This window comes from Streptomyces sp. NPDC012769 (assembly GCF_042901205.1).
Taxonomy (GTDB): domain Bacteria; phylum Actinomycetota; class Actinomycetes; order Streptomycetales; family Streptomycetaceae; genus Streptomyces.
This window is the reverse complement of sequence record NZ_JBIBCP010000001.1, coordinates 1,386,947-1,408,915: the sequence shown is the minus strand read 5'-3', so window position 1 is coordinate 1,408,915 and position 21,969 is coordinate 1,386,947. Positions and strand designations below refer to the sequence as shown.

The 21,969-nt window shown below is 71.2% G+C and carries 13 protein-coding genes; 7 read left to right on the top strand and 6 right to left on the bottom strand.

All coding sequences use genetic code 11. From position 1 onward, the window contains the following. Window positions 1–27 precede the first annotated feature (27 nt). Window positions 28–375, top strand: coding sequence for a hypothetical protein (locus tag ACFY7C_RS06285; RefSeq protein ID WP_389644519.1), 348 nt, complete (start codon window positions 28–30; stop codon window positions 373–375). Between the two features lie 71 nt (window positions 376–446). Here the strand turns inward: ACFY7C_RS06285 and ACFY7C_RS06280 are convergent, their stop codons facing one another. Next, on the bottom strand, window positions 447–674 hold the full coding sequence (locus tag ACFY7C_RS06280) for a DUF5133 domain-containing protein (protein WP_389644516.1): 228 nt from the start codon (window positions 672–674) through the stop codon (window positions 447–449). Between the two features lie 332 nt (window positions 675–1,006). Here ACFY7C_RS06280 and ACFY7C_RS06275 point away from each other — a divergent pair, with 332 nt between their 5' ends. Beyond that, the gene (locus tag ACFY7C_RS06275) at window positions 1,007–3,256 is read left to right on the top strand and encodes a catalase (protein WP_389644513.1); all 2,250 of its coding nucleotides are present in this window, start codon (window positions 1,007–1,009) and stop codon (window positions 3,254–3,256) included. Window positions 3,257–3,292: 36 nt separating this feature from the next. Here ACFY7C_RS06275 and ACFY7C_RS06270 read toward each other — a convergent pair whose 3' ends face one another. The 3 genes from ACFY7C_RS06270 to ACFY7C_RS06260 form a co-directional block, all read right to left on the bottom strand. Further along, window positions 3,293–4,501, bottom strand: coding sequence for an aminotransferase class I/II-fold pyridoxal phosphate-dependent enzyme (locus tag ACFY7C_RS06270; RefSeq protein ID WP_389644510.1), 1,209 nt, complete (start codon window positions 4,499–4,501; stop codon window positions 3,293–3,295). A gap of 73 nt (window positions 4,502–4,574) precedes the next feature. Continuing rightward, window positions 4,575–5,678, bottom strand: a complete 1,104-nt coding sequence (locus tag ACFY7C_RS06265) for an SIS domain-containing protein (protein ID WP_389644508.1) — start codon at window positions 5,676–5,678, stop codon at window positions 4,575–4,577. Window positions 5,679–5,754: 76 nt separating this feature from the next. Next, window positions 5,755–6,495, bottom strand: a complete 741-nt coding sequence (locus ACFY7C_RS06260; RefSeq protein WP_389644505.1) for an SDR family NAD(P)-dependent oxidoreductase — start codon at window positions 6,493–6,495, stop codon at window positions 5,755–5,757. A gap of 518 nt (window positions 6,496–7,013) precedes the next feature. Between ACFY7C_RS06260 and ACFY7C_RS06255 the strand changes: the two genes are divergently transcribed. Continuing rightward, window positions 7,014–7,622, top strand: a complete 609-nt coding sequence (locus tag ACFY7C_RS06255; protein WP_389645997.1) for an ATP-dependent Clp protease proteolytic subunit — start codon at window positions 7,014–7,016, stop codon at window positions 7,620–7,622. 51 nt (window positions 7,623–7,673) lie between these two features. Continuing rightward, complete coding sequence (locus ACFY7C_RS06250) at window positions 7,674–8,342, top strand: ATP-dependent Clp protease proteolytic subunit (RefSeq protein WP_389644502.1); 669 nt, start codon at window positions 7,674–7,676, stop codon at window positions 8,340–8,342. An 83-nt stretch (window positions 8,343–8,425) separates the two neighbouring features. Here the strand turns inward: ACFY7C_RS06250 and ACFY7C_RS06245 are convergent, their stop codons facing one another. Both ACFY7C_RS06245 and ACFY7C_RS06240 read right to left on the bottom strand, forming a co-directional pair. Beyond that, entirely contained in the window at window positions 8,426–9,241 is an 816-nt protein-coding gene (locus ACFY7C_RS06245) for a helix-turn-helix domain-containing protein (RefSeq protein WP_389644499.1), read from the bottom strand. Between the two features lie 343 nt (window positions 9,242–9,584). Continuing rightward, window positions 9,585–16,751, bottom strand: a complete 7,167-nt coding sequence (locus ACFY7C_RS06240) for an amino acid adenylation domain-containing protein (RefSeq protein ID WP_389644496.1) — start codon at window positions 16,749–16,751, stop codon at window positions 9,585–9,587. Window positions 16,752–17,117: 366 nt separating this feature from the next. Between ACFY7C_RS06240 and ACFY7C_RS06235 the strand changes: the two genes are divergently transcribed. From ACFY7C_RS06235 to ACFY7C_RS06225, 3 genes are all read left to right on the top strand, one after another. Beyond that, window positions 17,118–18,173 carry a methyltransferase gene (locus ACFY7C_RS06235; RefSeq protein ID WP_389644494.1) on the top strand — a complete coding sequence of 352 codons (1,056 nt, stop codon included), beginning with the start codon at window positions 17,118–17,120 and terminating at the stop codon, window positions 18,171–18,173. Window positions 18,174–18,178: 5 nt separating this feature from the next. Further along, window positions 18,179–19,357 carry an FAD-dependent monooxygenase gene (locus ACFY7C_RS06230; RefSeq protein WP_389644491.1) on the top strand — a complete coding sequence of 393 codons (1,179 nt, stop codon included), beginning with the start codon at window positions 18,179–18,181 and terminating at the stop codon, window positions 19,355–19,357. Window positions 19,358–19,923: 566 nt separating this feature from the next. Beyond that, complete coding sequence (locus tag ACFY7C_RS06225) at window positions 19,924–21,951, top strand: PQQ-binding-like beta-propeller repeat protein (RefSeq protein WP_389644488.1); 2,028 nt, start codon at window positions 19,924–19,926, stop codon at window positions 21,949–21,951. Window positions 21,952–21,969: the final 18 nt, after the last annotated feature.

Genomic DNA, 21,969 nt, shown 5'->3' with positions numbered 1-21,969 from the left:
CCGGCCGGGCCCGGTCAGACGAAGCGTATGACTGCATCCGAGAAGAGCAACGAGACCCCGTCCCGCCGCAACGGCTCGCGAGCCGCCTCGGCCACGGCGAAGAAGACCGTCCGCGCCGTGGAGGAGACCGGAGAAGCGGGCACCGGAACGCTGGCCGCCCTTCCCGCGCCCCTCGCGGAGAAGACCCTCGCCGCCGTCCACGCCGTCCGCGGCACCGGCGACATGGTGTGGAGCGCCGTGCGCGCCCGCAAGGCGGTCAGCGGAGGAGCGGCCGTCAGTGCCGCGGCCGCGCTCACCGGCGCGTACGCCCTCGGACGCCGGGCCGGACTGCGCAGCCGCGGTCCGATCTCCCGGCTCACCGGCGGCCGCATCTGACGCGGCCGCGACACCGCGAAGGGGCGGCTCCGGACTTCCGGAGCCGCCCCTTCGCGGTGTGGTCGTGAGGGTCAGGCCATCAGGATCGAGTCGTCCTCGGGACGGGCGCCGGGCAGCCGGTGGCGGGCGGCGATCAATGCCGTGTCCACGTCACGCGTGCCGGTGGAGACGCACAGGGTGTACGCGATGTCGTCCATCCGCCGTCGTACCTCCGCGCTGCCGTTCTCCGCGTGCAGCACCCTGAGCGTCTCGTACTGCTCGATCAGATTGCTCAACACGGCGGGGTGGGCCATCAGCACAGTGCTTCTCCTCTCGTCAGTACGGGCGCCGACCGCCCGGTCCGACGCGCCGCGTACCCCGCTTTCCGGGTCGTATGCGAGGGGACTTCCACCGGACCCGTCGCCCCGGACTCCGCACCGCCCGGCTCGACCGTTTTCGTCCGGGGCTCCGGGGTTTCGTCCGGGTCTCCAGGGCAGACGGGGGAGAGATGGATCAAGCCGAGGGGCGACGGCGTCGGTCAGATGCCGCGATTCCCGGCCGATACGGGTGAGAGCCGCCCGGCCTCCGCTTGGCCGGGGCGCGCCCCGGTTATGGCTGGGAGGTCCCCCCACACCGTCTCTTGGGAGAAACGATGGCGACCGAGCACTCCGACGCGTACTCCGACGCGACCCCGGAACCGGGCGACGGCGGCCTGCCGGGGAAACCGGGTCCGGTGTCCCCCACCGTGGAGGAACCCACACAGTCGGCGGAGCCCCTGCCGGCCAAGCCGGACCAGAGCGGACCGGAGACCGTGAGCCCCACCGGGCAGGCCACGGGGGCGGCCCAGGCGCGGGTCGCGCAGAGCGGCGCGTATCTGACGACGGCCCAGGGTGCGCGGCTCCACGACACCGACCACTCGCTGAAGGCCGGGGCACGCGGACCGGTGCTGCTCCAGGACCACCATCTGCGGGAGAAGATCACCCACTTCGACCACGAGCGCATCCCGGAGCGGGTGGTGCACGCGCGCGGCGCCGCCGCCCACGGTGTCTTCCGGGGCTACGGCACGGCCGGCGAGGTCTGCAAGGCCGCGTTCCTCGCGAGGGACGTCGAGACGCCGGTCTTCGTGCGCTTCTCGACCGTGCTGGGCTCGCGGGGTTCGTCGGACACGGTCCGCGACACCCGGGGGTTCGCCACCAAGTTCTATACGGACGAGGGCACCTTCGACCTGGTCGGGAACAACATCCCGGTCTTCTTCATCCAGGACGCGATCAAGTTCCCCGACATCATCCACGCGGGCAAGCCGCACCCCGACCGGGAGATCCCGCAGGCCCAGAGCGCGCACGACACGTTCTGGGACTTCGTGTCGCTGCACACCGAGGCCACGCACCACACCCTCTGGAACATGTCGGACCGCGGCATCCCCCGCTCGTACCGGATGATGGAGGGCTTCGGCGTCCACACCTTCCGTCTGGTCAACGACGCCGGGGACACCGTGCTGGCGAAGTTCCACTGGAAGCCGAAACTGGGCGTGCACTCGCTGGTCTGGGAGGAGGCCCAGCTGGTCAACGGGATGGACCCCGACTTCCACCGGCGCGATCTCTTCGACGCCATCGAAGCGGGCGCCTTCCCGCAGTGGGAACTCGGCATCCAGGTCTTCCCCGACACCCCCGACCAGACCTTCGAGGGCATCGACCTCCTGGACCCCACCAAGATCGTTCCGGAGGAGCGGGCGCCGGTCCAGCCGCTCGGCCTGATGACCCTGAACGCCAACACCAAGAACTTCTTCGCCGAGACCGAGCAGGTCGCCTTCCACCCCGGTCACCTGGTCCCGGGCATCGACGTGACGGACGACCCGCTGCTCGCGGGCCGGCTCTTCTCCTACCTCGACACCCAGATCAGCCGCCTGGGCGGACCCAACTTCGCCCAGATCCCGATCAACCGGCCGCACGCCCCCGTCAACGACATGCTGCGGGACGGCATGCACCAGACGGCCGTGCACACCGGTGTGGCGCCGTACCGTCCCAACAGCCTGGACGGCGGCTGCCCCTTCCTCGCCGGGGCCGACACGGGTGCCTACATCGAGACGCCCGTGCGGGTCTCCGAGGCGCGGAAGGCGCGCGAGGCGCCCGCCTCCTTCTCGGACCACTTCACGCAACCGCGGCTCTTCTGGCTCAGCATGACGCCGGTCGAGCGCGAGCACATCATCGCCGCGTACACCTTCGAGCTGGGCAAGTGCTACGAACAGGCGGTCAAGGAACGGGTCCTCCAGGTCCTGGCGAACATCGACCCGGTGCTGTGCGAGCAGGTCGCCACCGGTCTCGGCCTGCCGGCTCCCGAGGCCACCGTCCCGCTCGCGCGGGTGGAGCCCAGCCCCGCGCTGTCCCAGCTGGGCGACACCTGGCCGACGGACGGCAGGGTCGTCGGCATCGTCGCCGACGACACGGCCGACCTGGCGGGCGTACGCGCCGCACGGCAGGCCGTCCTGGACGCGGGCATGACACCGCTCGTCATCGCCCCGACCGGCGGCACCCTCGACGGGGACGGCGAACCCGTGCCCGTCCAGCGGACCTTCGCCACCGCCCGCTCCGTCGAGTTCGACGCCCTGCTCCTCGCCGGCACGCCCGCCGCGGGCGCCGACGCCTACGGCGCCCGCGACGCGAAGGCCGGCTCGCCCCGGCCGCAGGGCCCCGACCCGCGGGTCCTGCTGCTGCTCACCGAGGCCTACCGGCACGGCAAGGCCGTCGGCGGCTGGAACGACGCCACGGCCCTCCTCGAAACCGCCGGCATCGAAGCCGGCGGACCCGGCGTCATCACGGCCGACAGCGGTGCGGCGGCCGTGGCGGCGGCCACCACGGCCCTCGCGGAGCACCGGGCCTGGGACAGGTTCCCGCCCGCCGTGTGAGAGCGGGGCGGGGGCTGATTCAGAGGCTCGGGCGGCTCACCGTGTCGGGCCGCCCTTCGCCGCGGCGCCGAGGCGGGTCACCGCCTCGGCGACGGCCTCGGCGGACTTGCAGAAGGCGAACCGGGCCATCCACCGGGGGGCGTCCTCGCGGTGGTGGAAGGCGGAGCACGGGATGGCCACCACCCCGGCCCGCGTCGGCAGGTCCCGGCAGAACTCCACGTCGTCCCGATAGCCCCAGCCCCGCACGTCGGCCAGGACGAAGTAGCCGCCCTCGCCCGGGAAGGCGGGCAGACCCGCCGCCTCCAGCCCGTCCCTCAGCAGGTCGCGGCGGGCGGACAACTCCTCGCGCAGCTCGGCCGCCCAGCCCTCCACGTCCCACAGCGCCCCGGCCACGGCGGACTGGAAGGGCGTGCCGGCGGCGAAGGTGACGAACTGCTTGACGGACAGGACGGCGTCGACCAGCGGGGCCGGGCCGCAGGCCCAGCCGATCCGCCAGCCGGTGACGTTGAACGTCTTGCCCGCCCCGGAGACGACGAGGGTGCGCTCCCGCATGCCGGGCAGCGCGGCGATGGTGCGGTGCCGCCGGCCGTCGTAGGTGAGGTGTTCGTAGACCTCGTCGGCGACGACGATCACCCCGTGCTCCCGGCACAGGGCGGCGACGACGGCGAGTTCCTCGTCGGTGAAGACCTTCCCGGTCGGATTGTGCGGGGTGTTGAACAGCAGCACCCGGGTGCGCGGCCCGAAGCCGGCCCGCAGCGCGGCCTCGTCCAGCGCAAAGCCGTCGTCCCCCGCCGCCAGGGGTACGGTCACCAGCCGGGCGCCCGCCAGGTCCGCGCAGGCGGAGTAGGCGTCGTAGCAGGGGTCGAAGGTGAGGACCTCGTCCCCCGGGTCACAGAGCGCGAGCAGGGCCGCCGACAGTGCCTCGGTGGCGCCCGCGGTGACGACGACCTCGGTGTCCGGCCGGTACCGGACACCGGTGGTGCGCCGCCGGTAGGAGGCCACGGCCTCGCGCAGCTCAGGGAGACCGGCCGCGGGGGAGTACTGGTTGAGGCCCTTCTCGACGGCCGCGGCGACCGCGGCGGTCAGGGCGGCGGGCCCGGCCATGGCGGGCGCCCCCTGCCCGACGTCGACGGCCCCGGTGCGGACGGCCAGCTCCCTCATCTCGCTGAAGACCGAGGGCCGGAAGTGCTGGATGCGGACGGCCCGGTCACGGACCGGGGCCGGCGGGCGGGAGGGATCGCGCACGGTGTCCGGGGCCTCTCTCTCCTGCGTTCCTGCGGTGCTGGTTCCTGGAGTCGCGGCGGGTGTTCCGGTCCCCCTAGCCCTGCTCCAGTTCCGCGCGGATGGTGTCGCCGTGGTACCAGGGGTTGCCGGCCGCCTCGGAGATCAGGTTCCGCGAGGCGGTGTCGTAGACCCGGCCGAGGTCGAGGGTGAGGTACTGGATCAGTTCCAGCGCGGTGAAGTACTTCCGCATGAAGGTGGGCTGGTCCAGCGGGATCGCGGTGACCTCGATGTTGCGGTTCTGGGGCAGGTCGTCGGTCAGCAGACGGATCAGGTTCGCCATCTTCCGGCGGGTGTACTCGTCGTCCTCGTCGTCCTGGAGGATCAGCACGCTGTGCTTGCGCGTGGGGTCGGAGAGGGTCGCGACCTCGCTGTGGCAGAACTCGTGGAAGTAGTTCCGTGTGGCCGGGACCATCGCGATCTCGTTGAGGTGCATCTTGGCCAGCTTCAGCAGGCTCTCGTGCCACTTGGGGGACGCCACCATGATGACGTTGGCGTCCTCGCTGCGGGCCGCGGCCACCCGGGCCAGCTCACGGTGGGCCGGGGTGAAGTCGTTCTCCAGGTGGTCGGGGAGCGCCGCGACCTCGGTGCGGAAGTCCTGGGAGATCAGGCCCAGTTCGTAGAACATGTCGAGGAGGATCGCGAAGTACTGCCCGACGTGGAACAGCGGGTACTCGCGGTCCGGCTCGCTGAGCTGCCAGCGGGCGATGGACACGCCGTGCTCCTCGCCCAGCTCGCCCAGTTTGCCGCCGGAGGTGAGCAGCAGCACCCGGTCGTGGGCGTGCGCGAGCCGGTGGAAGACGTGCAGCGGCTCGGTGGAGTGGCCGCTGTAGGAGCTGAGGATGACGAGTGTGTGCTCGTCCTCGATGAGGGACTCCGGTATGAGGTAGCGGAAGTCGTAGTCGTTGAAGACATGGAATTCGAGCTCGGTGTCGACGGAGGTGAAGAAGGCCCGGACGACATCGGAGACGATGGCCGAGCAGCCCATGCCGGTGAAGACGACCCGCTTGAAGTGGCCGTTCTTCATGCGGTCCCGCAGGGCGGGGGTGACCTCGGCGATCGAGTACTCGTCCGGCTTGTGGAAGCCGCCCCGGTACTGCTTCGTCAGAAACTCCTCGTATCGATCGATACGCGACTGCATGGGGTGTTCCCTTTCGGTGGTCCGTGAGGTGCGGAGGTTCAGGGGGATGTGCGGGCGGGTCCGGCGCCGGACGCCGCTACCACATGAACTGACCGCCGTCGACGATGAACTTCTGGCCGGTGATGTAGGCGGCCTTGTCGCTCACCAGGAACTCCAGGGCATCGGCCATCTCCTCCGGGCTGCCGATCCGGCCCTGGGGGATCTCGGCGAGGAGACGGTCCCGGTGTTCCTGCTCGTCCGTACGGAAACGCGTCCGCATCTCCTCGGTGTCGATCATTCCTGGGATGAGGGAGTTCACGCGGATGGTGGGGGCGAGTTCCAGCGCCAGGCATTTGGTGAGGTGCAGCAGACCGGCCTTGCTGGCGCAGTAGTTGGCTCCGTTGAGCCGCGGCCGGATACCGGTGGTGGCGGCCACGTTGATCACCGATCCGCCACCGGCCGCGAGCATGGCCGGGGCCAGGGCCCGCGTCATGTAGAAGGGGCCGGAGAGGTTGGCCGCGAGGACCTGGTCCCAGTCCGGGACGCTCATCTCCAGGAACGGCCCGTCGATGTTGCGGCCCGCGTTGTTGACCAGCACGGACGGGGTGCCGTGGGAGTCCAGGACGAGCTCGGTGACCCGGGCGACATCGGCGGCGTCGGCGACGTCCGCCCGTAACGCCGTGAAATCCTCGCCCAGTTCCTTCGCGGCGAGATCGGCGGACTCCTGGTCGCTCCGGTAGAGGGCGACGACCCGGTACCCCGTCGCCACCAGCCGCCGGCTGAGACTAACCCCGATCCCCTTGGTCCCCCCGGTGACGACGGCAAGGCGGTCCTGCATGGAAGCTCCCTCGAACTGACGGCTGTTCGGGGATCACCCTTCACGGAGGGAGCGCGCGTATCCAGAACGTCGGCATGCTGGCACTCCGACTACCACTCCCGCCACGCCCGTTACGCGGGCGGCATGATCGGATCCTCCGATCCGTCCCATGAGGCCGGATCGTAGTGATCGTCGACCCCTTTTCGGCCGGTGTCACTCGCCGGGGAATCCGCGTGGATGCGCCGCTGAGCTGGGGGTGGAGGGGCGACCACCGACGAAAACCAGCCCTGTCGCATGCGCAAATGACCACGTTTTCAAGCCATTTCCGTGAACCGGCGACGATCCTCCGCTCTCAGCGAACGATTCACCCGCGCCGCCGCCCCCGGCATGACTGCGTGTTAGCTTCGCCATATGTGAGGGTGGGGGGTGTTCACTCCCGCTTCGCTGACCGAATGGACGGAGCCCGGCCGGACCGGGACCTCGCACGATGAGGAGTGACATAGATGGGCGCCCAGCAGTTCCCGTACGCATCACACCGTATGCCGCCTTATGGGCTCGACGGATACGGTGACGCCCCCGCCGGTGACGCCGTATACAACCGGCTTCTGAATGACCGGATCGTCTTTCTGGGCAAGGAAGTCGACGACGAAATCGCGAACCGCATCACCGCGCAGTTGCTGATGCTCGCCGCGGACCCGACCCGCGACATCTACCTGTACATCAATTCCCCGGGTGGTTCCGTGACCGCGGGAATGGCCGTGTACGACACGATGCAGTACATCAAGAACGACGTCGTCACCATCGCCATGGGCTTCTGCGCCTCCATGGGCCAGTTCCTGCTCACCGCGGGCACGCCCGGCAAGCGCTTCGCGCTGCCGCACACCAAGATCCTGATGCACCAGCCCTCGGCCGGCTTCGCCGGCTCCGCCTCGGACATCAAGATCTACGTGGACCAGCTCAAGCGCACCAAGCTGGAGATGGCCGAGCTCATCGCCCAGCACTCGGGGCAGACCACCGAGACGATCACCCGTGACTCCGACCGGGACCGCTGGTTCACCGCCCAGGAGGCGAAGGAGTACGGCCTGATCGACGAGGTCATGCACGTGACCTCCGCCGCCGCCCCCGGCGCGGGCCTGGTCACCCCCTAGTTCCCCGCCTCCCGGCGGACCCCGCACTCATCCCCACCCGGAGGACCGCGCGTGAACACGCCCCCTTCTTCTGCCGCCCCCGGCCCGGCCGGCTCCGGTGCCCTGTCCCCGCAGAGCCGCTACATCGTCCCGCGCTTCGTCGAGCGCACCACACAGGGCACCAGGGAGTACGACCCGTACGCCAAGCTCTTCGAGGAGCGCATCATCTTCCTCGGTCACGAGGTCGACGACGTCGTGGCGAACGACATCATGGCCCAGCTGTTATGCCTGGAGTCCATGGACCCGGACCGGGACATCTCCCTGTACATCAACTCGCCCGGCGGGTCCCTGACGGCGCTCACCGCCGTCTACGACACCATGCAGTTCGTCAAGCCCGACATCCAGACCGTCTGCCTGGGACAGGCCAACTCGGTCGCCGCCGTGATACTCGCGACGGGTACGCCCGGCAAGCGCACGGCCCTGCCCAGCGCCCGGATCCTCCTCCAGCAGCCGCACAGCCACGGCACCCAGGGGCAGATCTCCGACCTGGTGATCCAGGCCGGCGAGGTGCAGCGCCAGCGCGAGCTGGTCGAGGGCATGCTCGCCAGGCACACCCGGCGGGACCCGCTCCAGGTCCGTGAGGACGTCGAGCGGGACAACGTCCTCACCGCCGAACAGGCCCTGGAGTTCGGGCTGATCGACCACGTCATCAGCCCGCGCTCCCTGGTCCGCGCGAGCTGACCGACGGACGCCCCTCACCAGGGGACGCGCGAAGGCCGGCGGGGCCGGGGAGTCTCGTTCCCCGGCCCCGCCGGCCTCGCGGCTCAGCGACCGGACAGCTGCGGCAGGTGGTAGACGACCTCCAGCGACGGGCGCATGCCGTCGGCGAGCACCACCAGTCGCATCGGGACCGTGCCGCGCCGCGGGTGGCGCAGCCGGCGGAACTGCGGCTCCGCGTCGATCACCCGGTACTCGTCCCACCAGGTCCGGAAATCGACGCTGACCTGCCTGAGTTCCTCGACCATCTCGCTGACGTAGCTCCGGCCGGGGAAACCGGCCGAGACCGCGCGCAGTCTGCCCACCTGGTCCCGGGCGTCGCGGCGCCAGTCGGCCAGCCGCACCCTCGCCTCGGGCGTGGTGAACAGCCACCACAGCAGGTTCCGGCGGGCCTCCGGTATCCGCCCGAAGTCCGTGTACCACTCGGCGGCGGCCTCGTTCCAGCCGAGGATGTCGCCCACCTTGTTGACGATGTAGGCGGGGTTGGGGCTCAGCGAGTCGGCCACCTGCTGCAGGGCGGCCTCGGTGGGGGCGTGGCGTCTTTCGATGCGCTGGGGGAAGGTCCGGCTGTGGACGAGCTGGTGGATGTACTCGCGCTCGTGTTCGGTCAGATTGAGGGCGCCGGCCAGGCTGTCCAGGACCTTGAAGGAAGGAGAAACGTTTCTTCCCTGTTCGAGCAGTGTGTACCAGGTGAGGCTGAGACCCGCGAGTGCCGCGACTTCTTCCCGGCGGAGGCCGGGGGTGCGCCGCCGGGGGCCGTTCGGGAGGTCGACGTCCGCCGGGCTGAGACTTTCACGTCGAGTACGTAAGAAATGGGCCAGTTCCTGTCGGCTGACTTCGTTGTCTAAAGCAACGCCATTCATTGATTCCTTCTTCCCCGATTAAGACTGCGAAGGAGTCCATGTTCCATGGGCAGCCTAATACATCCGTAGCGGATTAATTGAGAGGGAGATCAATGTTTGGCCGTCATGACGGACGGGTAATGGGTCTCGCTTCGGCAGTGGGGGAGTGGTTTTTGGCCACCATCTGCCCGCCGTTCAACCGGCCGTCATCACCAACGGCCCGTCACCGGACATCATCACCGGACGGCCTCATCAGACGCCATCCCTGCACAATTCCGGCTGCAAACCCGCATGCTTCGTCAACGGGACGAGCGGCCGGCCCCGGAGTCGGGGCCGGCCGCTCGCCGCGCGTCGTGCCGCTCGCTCAGAAGCGGTGCTCCGCCGCACGGGCCACGTGCTCGGCGACCACGGCGACATGCGGCTCCTCCAGGAGCACCAGGTGGTCGCCGGGGACCTCGACCACCTCGACCCGGCCGGTGGTCAGCTCACGCCAGCCGTTCGACGGATCCTCGTGCAGGCTGCCCGCCGCACCGTGCATCGGCTGGAGCACCTCGGGCAGCGGAGCGGTGGCCCGCAGCAGCACCAGGTCCTCGTGGGCCCGCTCGGGCCGGTACGTCAGCAGGGCGTGCCAGTGCGCCTTGAACATCGCGAAGAGGCGGCGCACCGCGCTCCGCGAACCCTCCGTCGGCAGGATGCCCGCCGCCGTGGCGCGCTCCACCACGAAGTCGAACTTCGCGTCACCGTCGAGGCCTTCGGGGATGGCCTCCAACGGGGCCTCGCCGCCGCGCTCCATCCACAGCAGCTCCCAGAAGAACCATTCGAGGAGCGAGCCGTCGGCGATGTCCGGCCGCTCCCCGGGAGCGACCGCGATCGGGTCGATGAGGATCAGGGAGGCGACGTCCTCGGGATGGGTCCGGCGCAGCTGCCGGGCCATCTCGAAGGCGATGAACCCGCCGAACGACCAGCCGCCGATGACGTACGGGCCCTCGGGCCGCACCCGCCGGACGGCCTCCAGATAACGGGCGGCGATCTCGGGCAGGGAGTCGGACGGCTCGACACCGGGGTGGGTGCCGGCGGCCTGCAGCGCGTACACCGGCTGGTCCTCGGGCAGGTGCTTCGCCAGGCGCAGGTAGCAGAGCACATTGCCGCCCAGCGGGTGGACCAGGAACATCGGCGGGCGGCTGCCCGTCGTCCGGATCGGCACGACCGGGTCGTAGACCACGCCGGCCTCCCGCTCCCGCAGCCGCTCGGCGAGGCCGGCGACGGTGGGGGTGGAGACGAGGGCCGACAGCGGGACGTTGACCCCGAAGAGCTTCTCGATCGTCACCACGAGCCGCATCGCGGTCAGCGAGGTCCCGCCGAGCGCGAAGAAGTCGTCGTGCACCCCGACCTCCGGCACCTGGAGCAGCTCGGCCAGGACGCCGGCCAGCGCGCCTTCCCGGTCGTCGCGCGGCGCCACCCGGTCGGCGCTCGTCCGGGACGCCAGGGCCGTACGGCGCAGCTGCGCGTCGTCCCGCTTCCCGCTGGGGGTGAGCGGCAGCGCGGGCAGCCACGCGAAGTGCGAGGGCACCATGTAGTCGGGCAGCAGCCCGCGCAGCCGCGCCCGCAGGTCCTCGACCGGCGCGGCGCCCTCCTCGCCGACGAGGAAGGCCGCGAGGAAGGCGTCGGCGCCGTCGCGGTGACGGGCCACGACCGCGACCTCCCGGACGCCGGGGTACTCGTCGGTGAGCTTGGTCAGCGCCAGCTCCACCTCGGCGAGTTCGACGCGGAAGCCCCGTACCTTGACCTGGGAGTCCTCCCGGCCGAGCCACACGAGGTCGCCGCTCGGCAGCAGACGGGCCAGATCGCCGGTGCGGTACAGACGCTCGCCCGGCTCCCCGAAGGGGTGCGGGACGAACCGCTCGTCGGTCAGGTCGGGCCGCCCCAGATAGCCGTGGGCCAGGCACACGCCGCCGATGTGGACGACGCCCTTCGCGCCGGGCGGCACGGGCCGCATGTCGGCATCGAGCAGATACAGGTCGATGCCGTCCAGGGGCCTGCCGATCGGGGGCAGCGCCGGGAAGCGCGCCGGGTCGCCGGACATGGTGAAGCTGGTCAGGAGATGGGTCTCGGTGGGGCCGTACTGGTTCTCCAGCAGAGTGCCCGGCAGCGCGGCGCAGAAGCGGCGGATCTCGTCGGTGACGCGCAGCTGCTCGCCGGAGGAGATGATCACCCGCAGCGCGGCCGGGCGGATGCCGAGGGCCTCGGACGCCTCGGCGAGCTGCTGCAGGGCGACGTACGGCAGGAAGACCCGCTCGACCCGCTCCCGGTCGAGCAGCCGCAGCAGCGCGGGCATGTCCCGCCGCTCCTCCTCGCGGACGAGCTGGAGGGTGCCGCCGCCGCACAGCGTCGAGAAGATCTCCTGGAAGGAGACGTCGAAGCTCAGCGGCGCGAACTGCAGCGTCCTGCCGCCGGCCGCCCCGCTCTCCGCCGGGATCTGCCACTCCATGTAGTTGGCGAGGGTCCGGTGCGGCAGCATCACGCCCTTCGGTTCACCGGTCGATCCGGAGGTGAACAGGATGTACGCGGTCGTCTCCCCGGTGACGGCGGGCAGCGCCGCCGGCTCCTGACCGTCGTCCGGCGCGAGCGCCTCGTCCATCGGCAGCACCTCGGCGCCCGGGAAGAGGGCGGCGTGGTGGTCGGGAGCGAGCACCCGGAAGGGCTCGGCGCGTTCGACCATCAGCGCGAGCCGGTCCGCCGGATAGGTGACGTCCAGGGGCACGCAGGCCGCGCCGGCCTTGGCGATGCCGAGGACCGCCGCGATCGTCTCGGGCGAGCGGTCCATCGCCAGGCCGACGTGGGCGCCCGGGCCGGCGCCCAGCCGCACGAGCCGGCGGGCCACCCGGTCGGCGGCCTCGCCGAGGCGCCGGTAGGTCCACCGCTGGTCCTCGAAGGCCACGGCGATCGCGTCCGGTGCCGTGGCGACCCGCTCGTCGAAGCGGTCGGTGACCAGGGCGGGCAGCCCGGCGCGGGGCGAGGGGGCGACGGCGGGGGCGAGGAAGCCGAAGTCGACGTTCTCGTCGGGCCGCTCGACGATCCGGCGCAGCAGGTCCACGTAGACGCGGCCGAAGTGGTCGGCCTGCGCCCGGGTGAAGACCCGGCCGTCGTGGTCCATGCGCAGCCAGATCCGCTTGTCGGCCGGGTCGACGACCGCGTTGACCAGGAGCTTGAAGTTCGTCTCCTCGTAGGTGCGGAAGTCCGTCAGCTCGACGCCGGTGTTCCGCAGCAGCTCGCTGAGGACACGAGGATCGACGTAGTTGAAGGCCGTCTCGACGACGGTGTCGCCGCCGAGGTCCTCCTGGATGGCGCTGAGGGGGTAGTGGCGGTGGGCGTGGGCCTCCTGCTCCTGCCGATGGGCCTCGCGCACGGTCTCCAGCCAGCTGCGGTCGCCCGGACCGATGCGCAGGGGCGTCGTCCCGAGGAACAGGCCCGTGACGCGCTCGCCGCCGGCGAGCTCCGGCCGGCCGTGCATGACGAGGCCGGTGACCACGTCGTCCGTGCCGCCGAAGAGCCGCAGCAGCAGGCAGTGCGCGGTGAACAGCACGGACTTGACGGGCACGGACCGCTCCCGGGTGAGGCGGCGCAGCGCCTCCCCGAGACCGTCGGGGAGCTCCACCCGGTGCGAGAAGACCCCCTCGGAGCCCGGTGCCTCGTAGGGGCGGAAGGCGTCGAGCGGTACGGGCTCCGCCCCGGCGAGCTTGTGCCGCCAGAAGCTCCGGCCGGCCTCGCCGGCCAGCGCCCGCCGCTCCTCGAGGACATAGTGCGCGGCGGACGGCAGCGGGCCGTCCGCGACCGGCTCCACGTCGTGTCCGAGCTCGTGCAGATAGTCCTGGAGCAGCTCCCTCACCAGGGTCGCCACGCTCCAGCCGTCGAGGATCGCGTGGTGGAAGCTGAGGACGAGCTCCACCGAGTCCGGCAGCGCGTGGGCGCGGAAGAGGTAGAGCGGCGGGCGCTCGAAGTCGTACGCGTGGTGGCGCCGTTCCTCGATGTGCGCCCGGATGACCGCCTCGGCCTCCTCGGCACCGGCCTCGCGCAGGTCGACGGTCTCGAAGCCGCCGTCGACCGCCGGATGGACGGTCTGCAGGGGTTCGGAGAAACCGGCCGGCGCGAAGCCGGAGCGCAGCACCGGGTGGCGGGCGGCGAGCCGGTCGAAGGCCGTGCGCAGCGCCTCCTCGTGCCACGGGAGACGCAGCGAGTAGTGGAAGACGTCGTGGTAGACGGCCGAGTTCTCGTGCTCGCGGCTGTGGTAGAGCAGGCCGAGCTGGAGGCGGGTCGCGGGATAGGCGTCGGCCAGGCCGGCCAGGCGGGCCCGGTCCACGGTGGACACCAGGGCGAAGGGCTCCAGCGGCGCCGAGTCCGCCGGGGCGGCCGAGATGCGCACGCGTCCGGCGAGACCGGCCACCGTGGGATGGTGCACCAGGTCGGCCAGGGTGAAGTGGACGCCCCGCTTCTCCGCCAGGGCGCGGATCCTCAGCATGAGGATGGAGTCGCCGCCCAGGGCGTAGTAGTTCTGGTGCACCCCCACCCGCTCCACGCCGAGCACCTGTGACCACACGGCCGACAGCGCGGCCTCGACCTCGTCGCGCGGTGCCTCGTCGGCGGCCGCGGAGAACGCGGGCGCCGGCAGCCGGCGGCGGTCGGTCTTGCCGTTCGGGGTCAGCGGGATCGCGTCGAGACGCTGGAAGTGGGCGGGGATCATGTATCCGGGGACGGCGGCGGCCAGGTGGTCGCGCAGCACCGCCGGGTCCAGGTCCTCCCCGGCGGTGTAGTAGCCGACGAGGAAGGTGCCGCGGTCGGCCGACCGGTGGTCGGTGACGGCCGCCGCCCGCACCCCGGGGCAGCTCGCCAGGCGGCTGTGCACCTCGCCGAGCTCGACGCGGTTGCCGCGGATCTTCACCTGACCGTCGATCCGGCCCAGGTACTCCAGATCACCACCCGCCAGACGCCGCACCAGGTCGCCGGTGCGGTACATGCGGCCGCCGGGCACGAACGGGTCGTCGGTGAACTTCTCCCCGGTCAGCTCCGGCCGGTTCAGATAGCCACGGGCCACGCCCACGCCCGCGATGCACAGCTCGCCGGGCGCGCCGAGCGGCTGCGGGCCGCCGTCCGGGTCGAGCACGTAGAGCCGGATGTTGTCGATGGGCCGGCCGATCGGCACCCGCCCCACCGGCCGGGCGGGGTCGGCCGGGCAGTCGAAGGACGTGACGTCGACGGTGGCCTCGGTCGGCCCGTAGAGGTTGACGAGCCGAGGTGCCCCCTCCCCGGCGAAGAGCCGGTTGAAGCGGTCCACCAGGGCGGGCGGCAGCGCCTCGCCGCTGCAGAAGACGTGGCGCAGCGACCGGGCCTCGTCGAGCAGCCCGGGGGAGTCCTCCAGCAGATCGAGGAAGCCGGCGAACATCGACGGCACGAAGTGGACGACGCCGACCCGGCGGCGGGCGATCGTGCGCAGGATCTCCCGCGGGTCCTTCTCGCCGCCCGGCGGCAGCAGGGCGAGCGTGGCCCCCTCGACGGCCCACCAGAACAGCTCCCAGACCGAGACGTCGAAGGAGATCGGCGTCTTCTGGAGCAGGACGTCGCCGTCGCCGACGGGATAGCGGCGCTGCATCCACGCCAGCCGGTTGATCACCGAACGGTGTTCGACGACCGCCCCCTTGGGCGTGCCCGTGGAACCCGAGGTGTAGATGACATACGCGGGGTCGCGCGGGCCGGCGGCCGGCTCCAGGGGCGCGCCGGAGGCCGGCGGGAGGTCGGTCACGTCCAGGACCGGCACCTCGCCGCCGCCGAGCGCCGCACCGGACAGCCCGCCGACCGCGCCGCCGGCCACCAGGACCGCCTTGGCACCGGAGTCCTCGATGAGGAAGCGGATCCGCTCCGCCGGATAGTCCGGGGCCACCGGCGTGTAGGCGCCGCCCGACTTCAGTACGCCGAGGAGGGCGGCCGGCAGCGAGAGGCAGCGCTCCATCAGCACCGCGACGCGGTCACCGGGCCGCACCCCCCGCTCCCGCAGCACCCGCGCCACCCGGTCGGCCCGCTCGTCGAGTTCGGCGAAGGTGAGCGACCGCCCGGTGGCGTCGTCGACGACGGCGGTACGGTCCGGGGTGCGGGCGGCCTGTTCCTCGAACAGGCCGTGGAGCGTCCGGTCGTCGGCGAAGTCCCGGACCGTGTCGTTGCAGCCCTCCACCAGCGCGGCCCGCTCGTCGGCGTCCAGCATGGAGATCTCGGCGAGCGGCCGGTCCGGGGCGTCGAGGGTGCGCTCGATGAGGGCCTTCAGATGGCGTCCCACCGCCTCCACGGGGAAGTCCTCGTCGAAGACGTCGCAGCCGTAGTCCATGTCGACGAGGAGGTCGCCGACGTCGTCGAGTTCGTTGACGACCACCGCGAGCGCGTCGGTGTCGTGGGCCCGGGCCTGCACCACGGTCCCGTAGGACAGGCCGGGGATCTCCTGCTGACGCGGCCAGCGCAGGTGGGCGACGGTCACGTCGAACAGGCGGCGCGGCCCGTCGCTGCTGTGCAGGGGCAGGTCCCGCAGGACGTCGCCCAGGGCGAGCCGCTCGTGCGGCTTGAGGGCACGGGTGGCGGCCTGGACCTCCGCCACGAGCTCGCTCATGCTCTTGCCGCCCGACGGACGGGCCGGCAGCGGCAGGGTGTTGGCGAAGTGGCCGACCATCCGCCGCTGTTCGTCGGTGGGCCGGTTGAGCAGCGGGACGCCGAGCACGACCTCCTCGGTGCGCAGCACACGGGAGAGGTAGACGGAGAAGGCGGCCGACACGAAGGCGAAGACCGACGCGCCGCGCTCGCGGACGCGGTTCACCAGGGCCCGTTCGAGGACGAAGCTGTGGCGGGCGCTGCGCCGCGCGCCGCTCGCCTCCTTCCGGGGGAAGAAGGCGGGGACGACGCCGGCCATGGACGCGCGGAAGAAGTCCCGGTCCGCCCGGTGCTCCGGCGAGGCGCGGTAGTCGCCCTCCGCGCGGACGAAGTCGGTGTACCGCGGGGTCTCGGCCGCGAGCGGGACGCCGGTGCGCAGCGTGTGTTCGTAGTCGGCGCGGACCCGCGTCATGAAGAGGTTGAGGCCCCAGGCGTCGGCCACGATGTGGTGGGCCTTGACGTGCGCGTGGACGACGGAGCCGGACTCCACGAGGAGGGTCAGCTCGGACGTCCGGCCACCGCGCAGATCGAAGGGCCGGTCGAAGGACGCGCGTATCCACCGGCGGCAGGCGGCCGCGGGATCGGGCTCGGCACTCAGATCGACGGTGCGGACCTCGGGCGGGTCGGCGAGCCACTGGTGGGGCGTGCCCTCCACCTCGCCGAAACGCAGCCGGAACGCGTCACTCGCCTCGGCCGCCCGGCGCAGAGACGCCGCCAGGACGACGAGGTCGACGGAGCCCTGGAAGCTGTCGTAGATCTGGCAGTTGAACTGAGGATTTCCCGGGAAGTTGGAGTCGGCCGCCCAGACGTCACGCTGATACGCCGTCAGTGGGGTTTGCGCATTCACAGGATTGGTCCCCTCGCACAGTCTGCTGATCCGCGCCGATCCTGCACGGACGGGCGGAACGCATCCAGAGCGCGAGGATCCTGTCAGTCGGAGTGATCGGCTGACGGGCATTGCGGAAGCGGGTTCTCCCGGTGTCTTCCGGCCAAGGTTTTCCGACGCGTCTGTGGACGGGTTCCCGGTCTTCTCCGGGGCCGGCGCGGCCTTGCGCGAAGAGAAACAGAAGGGCGCACCACACAATTCACGCCACCGACGGAGAGCGCCGTGGCCCGAGGGGCCTTGTGTGATCCCCGGGGTGTGCTGTTGCCTCTGTTGCATCGAAGGTCCGCACCTGAGGCCCGCCATCTTGTGAAGAGGATCAGGATCACCATGACCGAACCGTCGGCGACCGCGATGGACGAGCTGTGGAAACTCGTGTACACGAGCTTCCGGTTCCCGTTCCTGCATGCCGCACAGCGCCTGGAATTGTTCACCCTCCTCAAGGAGAAGCCGGGCAGCACCCTCGAAGAGATATCCGAGGGGTTAGGACTGGAAAAGCGCGCGGGGCATGTGCTGATGCTGGGCTGCACCGCTTTCGAGCTCGTACGCAAGGACGGCGACGGATATCACAACACCCCCGCGACCGATATCCTGGCGGGGGACCAGGACGCCTTCATGCCCGTCATCGTCCGCTATACGCACGAGATGCTGTACCGGCCGGTGGGCTGGCTCTATGAATCCCTGGTGCAGAACGAGAATCTGGGTCTGCACCGCGAACTGCTCGCCGGCTCGTCGGCCACCACCCTCTACGAGCGACTCGCCGAGGACGAGAACCTCGAGAAGGTGTTCACCGCGATGATGGAGCACCAGAGCCGCTCGGTGGTCAAGGACCTCACCGACGCCGTGGACTTCTCCTCGTACCACCGCGTCCTGGACGTCGGTGGCGGAACGGGAACGAACGCCATCGGCTTCGCCCAGCGATGGCCGCACCTCCAGGCGACCATCCTCGAACTGCCGAACGTGGCGAAGATGGCGAACGACCGGATCGCCGAGGTCGGGCTGTCCGAGCGGGTCCGCGCGGTCGGCACCGACATCATGCGGGACGAGTTCCCCACGGCCGCCCACGACTGCGTCGTCTTCTCCCGGTTCCTGGAGATCTGGTCCCCGGAGCAGGTCCGCGACCTCTTCGCGAAGACCTACCGCGCGCTGGAGCCGGGCGGCCACATGGTGATCGTCGCCTGCGCCCAGGACGACGACGAGACCGGCCCTCTGCACGCCGCCTTCATGTCGGCGTACGTCCAGACCGTCGCCTCGCCCGAGGGCCGCACCTACACGCCGCGGGACTTCGAGCAGTGGTACACCGAGGCGGGCTTCGAGCCGGTGGACCGCCAGTACCCCGGGCGGTTCGACGTCATCCTGCGCGCCCGCAAGCCCGCGGCGGGCTGAGCGACATGACGCGGCACTCCACACGCAGGGCCCTCGTCATCGGGGCCGGGATCGGCGGGCTGGCGGCCGCGGCCACGCTGCGCCGGGCCGGCGTCGAGGTCCAGGTCTTCGAACGGGCTCCCGAGCTGCGTCCGGGGACCACGGCGGTCTCCCTGATGTCCAACGCGATCCTGGCGTTGCGCGAGCTGGACATCGACATCGCGCCGGGTCTGGACAAGCGCGGTGAGGTCTTCGACGAGCTGAGGTTCCTCACCCGGCGCGGCCGGCTGATCAGGGCGCTTCCGTTCCGCGAGCTCGCGGAACGGCTGGGCGCGTCGAACTACGCCGTGCACAGGGCCGACCTCCAGCAGACGCTGCTGGAGGCGGTCGGCGACGACCGGGTCATCGAATTCGGCGCCGTGGCCAAGGAGTTCGTCACCGGAGACGACGGCGTCGAGGTGACCTTCGAGGACGGGCGGAAGGCCTCGGGCGACGTCCTGATCGGGGCGGACGGCTTCAACTCCACGATCCGCCGGCAGGTGCCGGGCGGCGCCGACCGGCCCCGGCCCGGAAACTACGCCTGCTGGCTGGCGACGGTGCCCTTCGACCACCCCCGGCTGACCGAGGGCTACGCGGCCCACTACTGGGGCCGTGGCCAGCGCTTCGGCCTCGCCGACATCGGCCACGGCCGCGCGTACTGGTGGGCGACGAAGAACGTCCCTCCGGGTGCCTCCGGGCGCCTGCGGCGCGGCAAGGAGGGCCTCGCCGGCCTCTTCGCCGACTGGGCCGACGAGGTGCGGGAGGCGATCCGGGTCACCCCGGAGGAGACCATCGTCAGGATCACCGCCCAGGACCGGCCCTTCCTGCGGCAGTGGGGCACCGGACGCGTGACCCTCCTGGGGGACGCGGCGCACCCGATGCTCGTGAGCCTCGGCCAGGGCGCGGCGCTCGCCATCGAGGACGCCGTCGTCCTCGCCCGGCACCTCAGGGACACGACGGACCCGGCCGCCGCCCTGCGCGGTTACGAGGACGAGCGCCGACCGCGGACCGAGGGCCTGGTCGCGGCGGCCCGGGCGCTCAGCGAGACCGAGCAGCTGGAGGACCCGGTGAAGTCCCGGATGCGCGACCTCTACTTCCGCCTCGCCCCGCTGTCCACGTTCACCCGCCAGAACGAAGCGGTCCTCACCTGGCCCCCGCCGAGCTGACCGGGCCCCGCGCCCGCCGGGCCGCCAGGAGCACGCCAGGGACCCGTCCCACCCGGTGGCCTCACGGGCCTCCATCCCGCTCCGGGTGGAGGCCCTGCGGGCCCCGGATCCGGCAGATCCTCGACGAACCTCCTCGACCGGCTCGCCACCACCCCCGCGAGCCGGCCGTCCTGAAGGCCGGCTTCGCCGTACCGCTGCCGATGGGCGAGGCCGGAGGAGGTCCCAGCCCGTTCCGCTGCCCGACGGCAGGACGTCGAGATCGGCGGCACCGTCGTCCGCGCGGGCGAGCCGGTGACGATGTCCTACGCGGCCATCGGCCGGGACCCCGCCCACCACGGCCACCGGCGCCTCCTTCGACGGCGGCGGCGACACCAGGCCGATCGCGACGACCTGCCTTCCGGCGCCCGCCTCGCGGAGAGCTCGGTAACCCAGCGGCCGGTGGCGCGTTGTCCAGGCGGGGGTCATGCACCAACGGCACGTTGATCCGATGGCCTCACGCCGCGCAATGTGTTTCCCGCCTGCGGAGGGTCATGTCCCACGGTCGTCCTCACGGCAACCCGCTCGTGATGCCCCTCCAGCACGCCGGGGTGCAGCAACCCGGATCGCCGGAGCCAATCGGCGCGGGCCCTTACTCCACCGGCGGAGGGGGGACCGTCCTGGAACACCGCTTCGGAGCGGTGCTGTTGTCGCATCTGCTGACGGGAACCCCGGTGCCCGGTCTGGGTGACGCCGTGACACCGGTCCGGATCCGATTCCAGGCGCGCTCCGTCAGCCGCGTGGACGACATCGTTGTGGTCGGGACAGCGCCGAACGCAACGGAAGTTGCCGTGTCCATCGGGGTGCGTAGGCGGCCGAAACTCGTGCCGAGCGAGGCGGACTCCGTCAAGCTCATCGGCGACTTCCTGCACGTCGCGCGTGCCAAGCGGCCCTTGGTGGACAGCGGCCGCTGGAAACTCGCCCTGGCCGTGGCGCCCTCCTGTCTACCCGCCCAGCAGGTCAAAGCGCTCGCTGAGGCGGCCGCGGCGGCGGGTAGTTGGACGGAGTGGCAGGATCGGCTGCGCCGTCCGGGCAGTGTGAAGGCGGCGGTTCGCAACCGGCTGACCCAGGTGGAAGCCATCGTCGCTTCCCTGACCTCCGAGTCGTCGACACAGGCGTCACGGGAGACCTGGCGGCTGCTGTCGGCCCTGCGTCTGATCGAGATGCGCCTGGAAGGCGCTGACTGTACGGACCGTACCTACAGCGTCGAACGACTGCGCATCGTGACGCCCCAGCGCAGTAATGACGCGGCGCATACCCTGTTCGCCCATCTCGCGGAGCGAGTGGGCTCCTACGCTCCCAGCGGCGCGGTGGTCGACATCTCCCGGCTGCACGCTGACCTTCAAGGACTTGGCTGTTTCGCCCCAGCGCAGGCGCCCCCCACTGATGCTGAGCCCACGCCGGCAGCGGCCCGAACGCCACGGCCGAAGCGGCGCCGTGCGCGACCCGGGATGCGGTGGAAGACTCGCCTGTTGTCCGGGGCAGCACACCAGCCCCAGGTGCACGACAACGCCGTGGTGGTTGTCGACGGCTGCTGGACACTCGTCTTCGATGCAGACTCCGGCCGCCAGCGCTGGGGCAAGAAGGCCGGCGGCGGCCACAGCGCGGTGATCGCAGGCGGAGCGTGCTTCGCCTCCGACCCATCGGGCCATGCCCGGGCATGGGATCTGCGCTCCGGCCAACGCAGTGCGCCGTTGCGCCTGCGCATGCAGGACGGCCTGGTGACGGTATCGAACGGGGTGTTGTTCGCCGCGCACCCCATGACCGGGCTGAGTGCCTACGACGTCGCCGCGGGGGATGCGCTGTGGTCGGGTGCTGGGGAGCATCAGGTCGCAGCTCCGCCCCTGGCCTACGGCGGCATGGTGTTCGCCCTCATGAACACCCCCTCGGCCTTCGCGCGCGTGCAACAGGTTCTCGCCGCATTCGACGCGTTGAGCGGCCGCACGGTGTGGAGCTGGTCGAGTGGCTCGTGCTCCGTCGCGCACTGGAGTGCCGGCGAACACATTCTCATGGTCGTTCTCGACACGGCGGATCGCCAGGGGCAACTCGTCGCCCTCGACCGCGCCAGTGGAACGCCTCGATGGCACCGAGAGCTCACCGGCGAAGCGGCAGCCGCCCCGGTGCACGCGGGCGCGACGGTTCATCTGACCACCCGGTGCGGCCGGGCACTGGCCTGGAACGCGCAAAGTGGGCAGCCGCTGTGGGACGTTCGGGTTGCCCGACGCATCAGTACGGCCCCCTTGGTCGCTGACGACGCCGTGTACATCGCCGCGTCCGACCCGGGGCGTCTCGTCGTCCTCGAACCGCTCTCCGGCGGAGAGCTGTGGCGCAAGAGTGCGGGGGGCGCCTTCACCACCTCGCCGTTCATGGCGGGCGAGCGCATCTGGGCCAGTGACCGTACGGGGGTCCTGCACGGATGGGATCCGCTCACCCACCGGACCGCGGCCCGGCTACCGACGTGGTGGAGCGAAGAGAACCGCGGGCAACCCGCCGTCGGGGACCGCACGATGTTCGTCTCCACCAGCAGCGGTTGGCTGCAGGCCTGGGAACTGCCGTGAGGACTCGCCCGCTCTGCG

Bases quoted from the DNA above. Each gene is read 5' to 3' on its own strand.
- ACFY7C_RS06245 (WP_389644499.1), bottom strand. From the start codon at position 9,241: ATGAATGGCGTTGCTTTAGACAACGAAGTCAGCCGACAGGAACTGGCC.
- ACFY7C_RS06285 (WP_389644519.1), top strand. From the start codon at position 28: ATGACTGCATCCGAGAAGAGCAACGAGACCCCGTCCCGCCGCAACGGC.
- ACFY7C_RS06265 (WP_389644508.1), bottom strand. From the start codon at position 5,678: ATGCAGTCGCGTATCGATCGATACGAGGAGTTTCTGACGAAGCAGTAC.
- ACFY7C_RS06275 (WP_389644513.1), top strand. From the start codon at position 1,007: ATGGCGACCGAGCACTCCGACGCGTACTCCGACGCGACCCCGGAACCG.
- ACFY7C_RS06235 (WP_389644494.1), top strand. From the start codon at position 17,118: ATGACCGAACCGTCGGCGACCGCGATGGACGAGCTGTGGAAACTCGTG.
- ACFY7C_RS06255 (WP_389645997.1), top strand. From the start codon at position 7,014: ATGCCGCCTTATGGGCTCGACGGATACGGTGACGCCCCCGCCGGTGAC.
- ACFY7C_RS06225 (WP_389644488.1), top strand. From the start codon at position 19,924: ATGCCCCTCCAGCACGCCGGGGTGCAGCAACCCGGATCGCCGGAGCCA.
- ACFY7C_RS06260 (WP_389644505.1), bottom strand. From the start codon at position 6,495: ATGCAGGACCGCCTTGCCGTCGTCACCGGGGGGACCAAGGGGATCGGG.
- ACFY7C_RS06230 (WP_389644491.1), top strand. From the start codon at position 18,179: ATGACGCGGCACTCCACACGCAGGGCCCTCGTCATCGGGGCCGGGATC.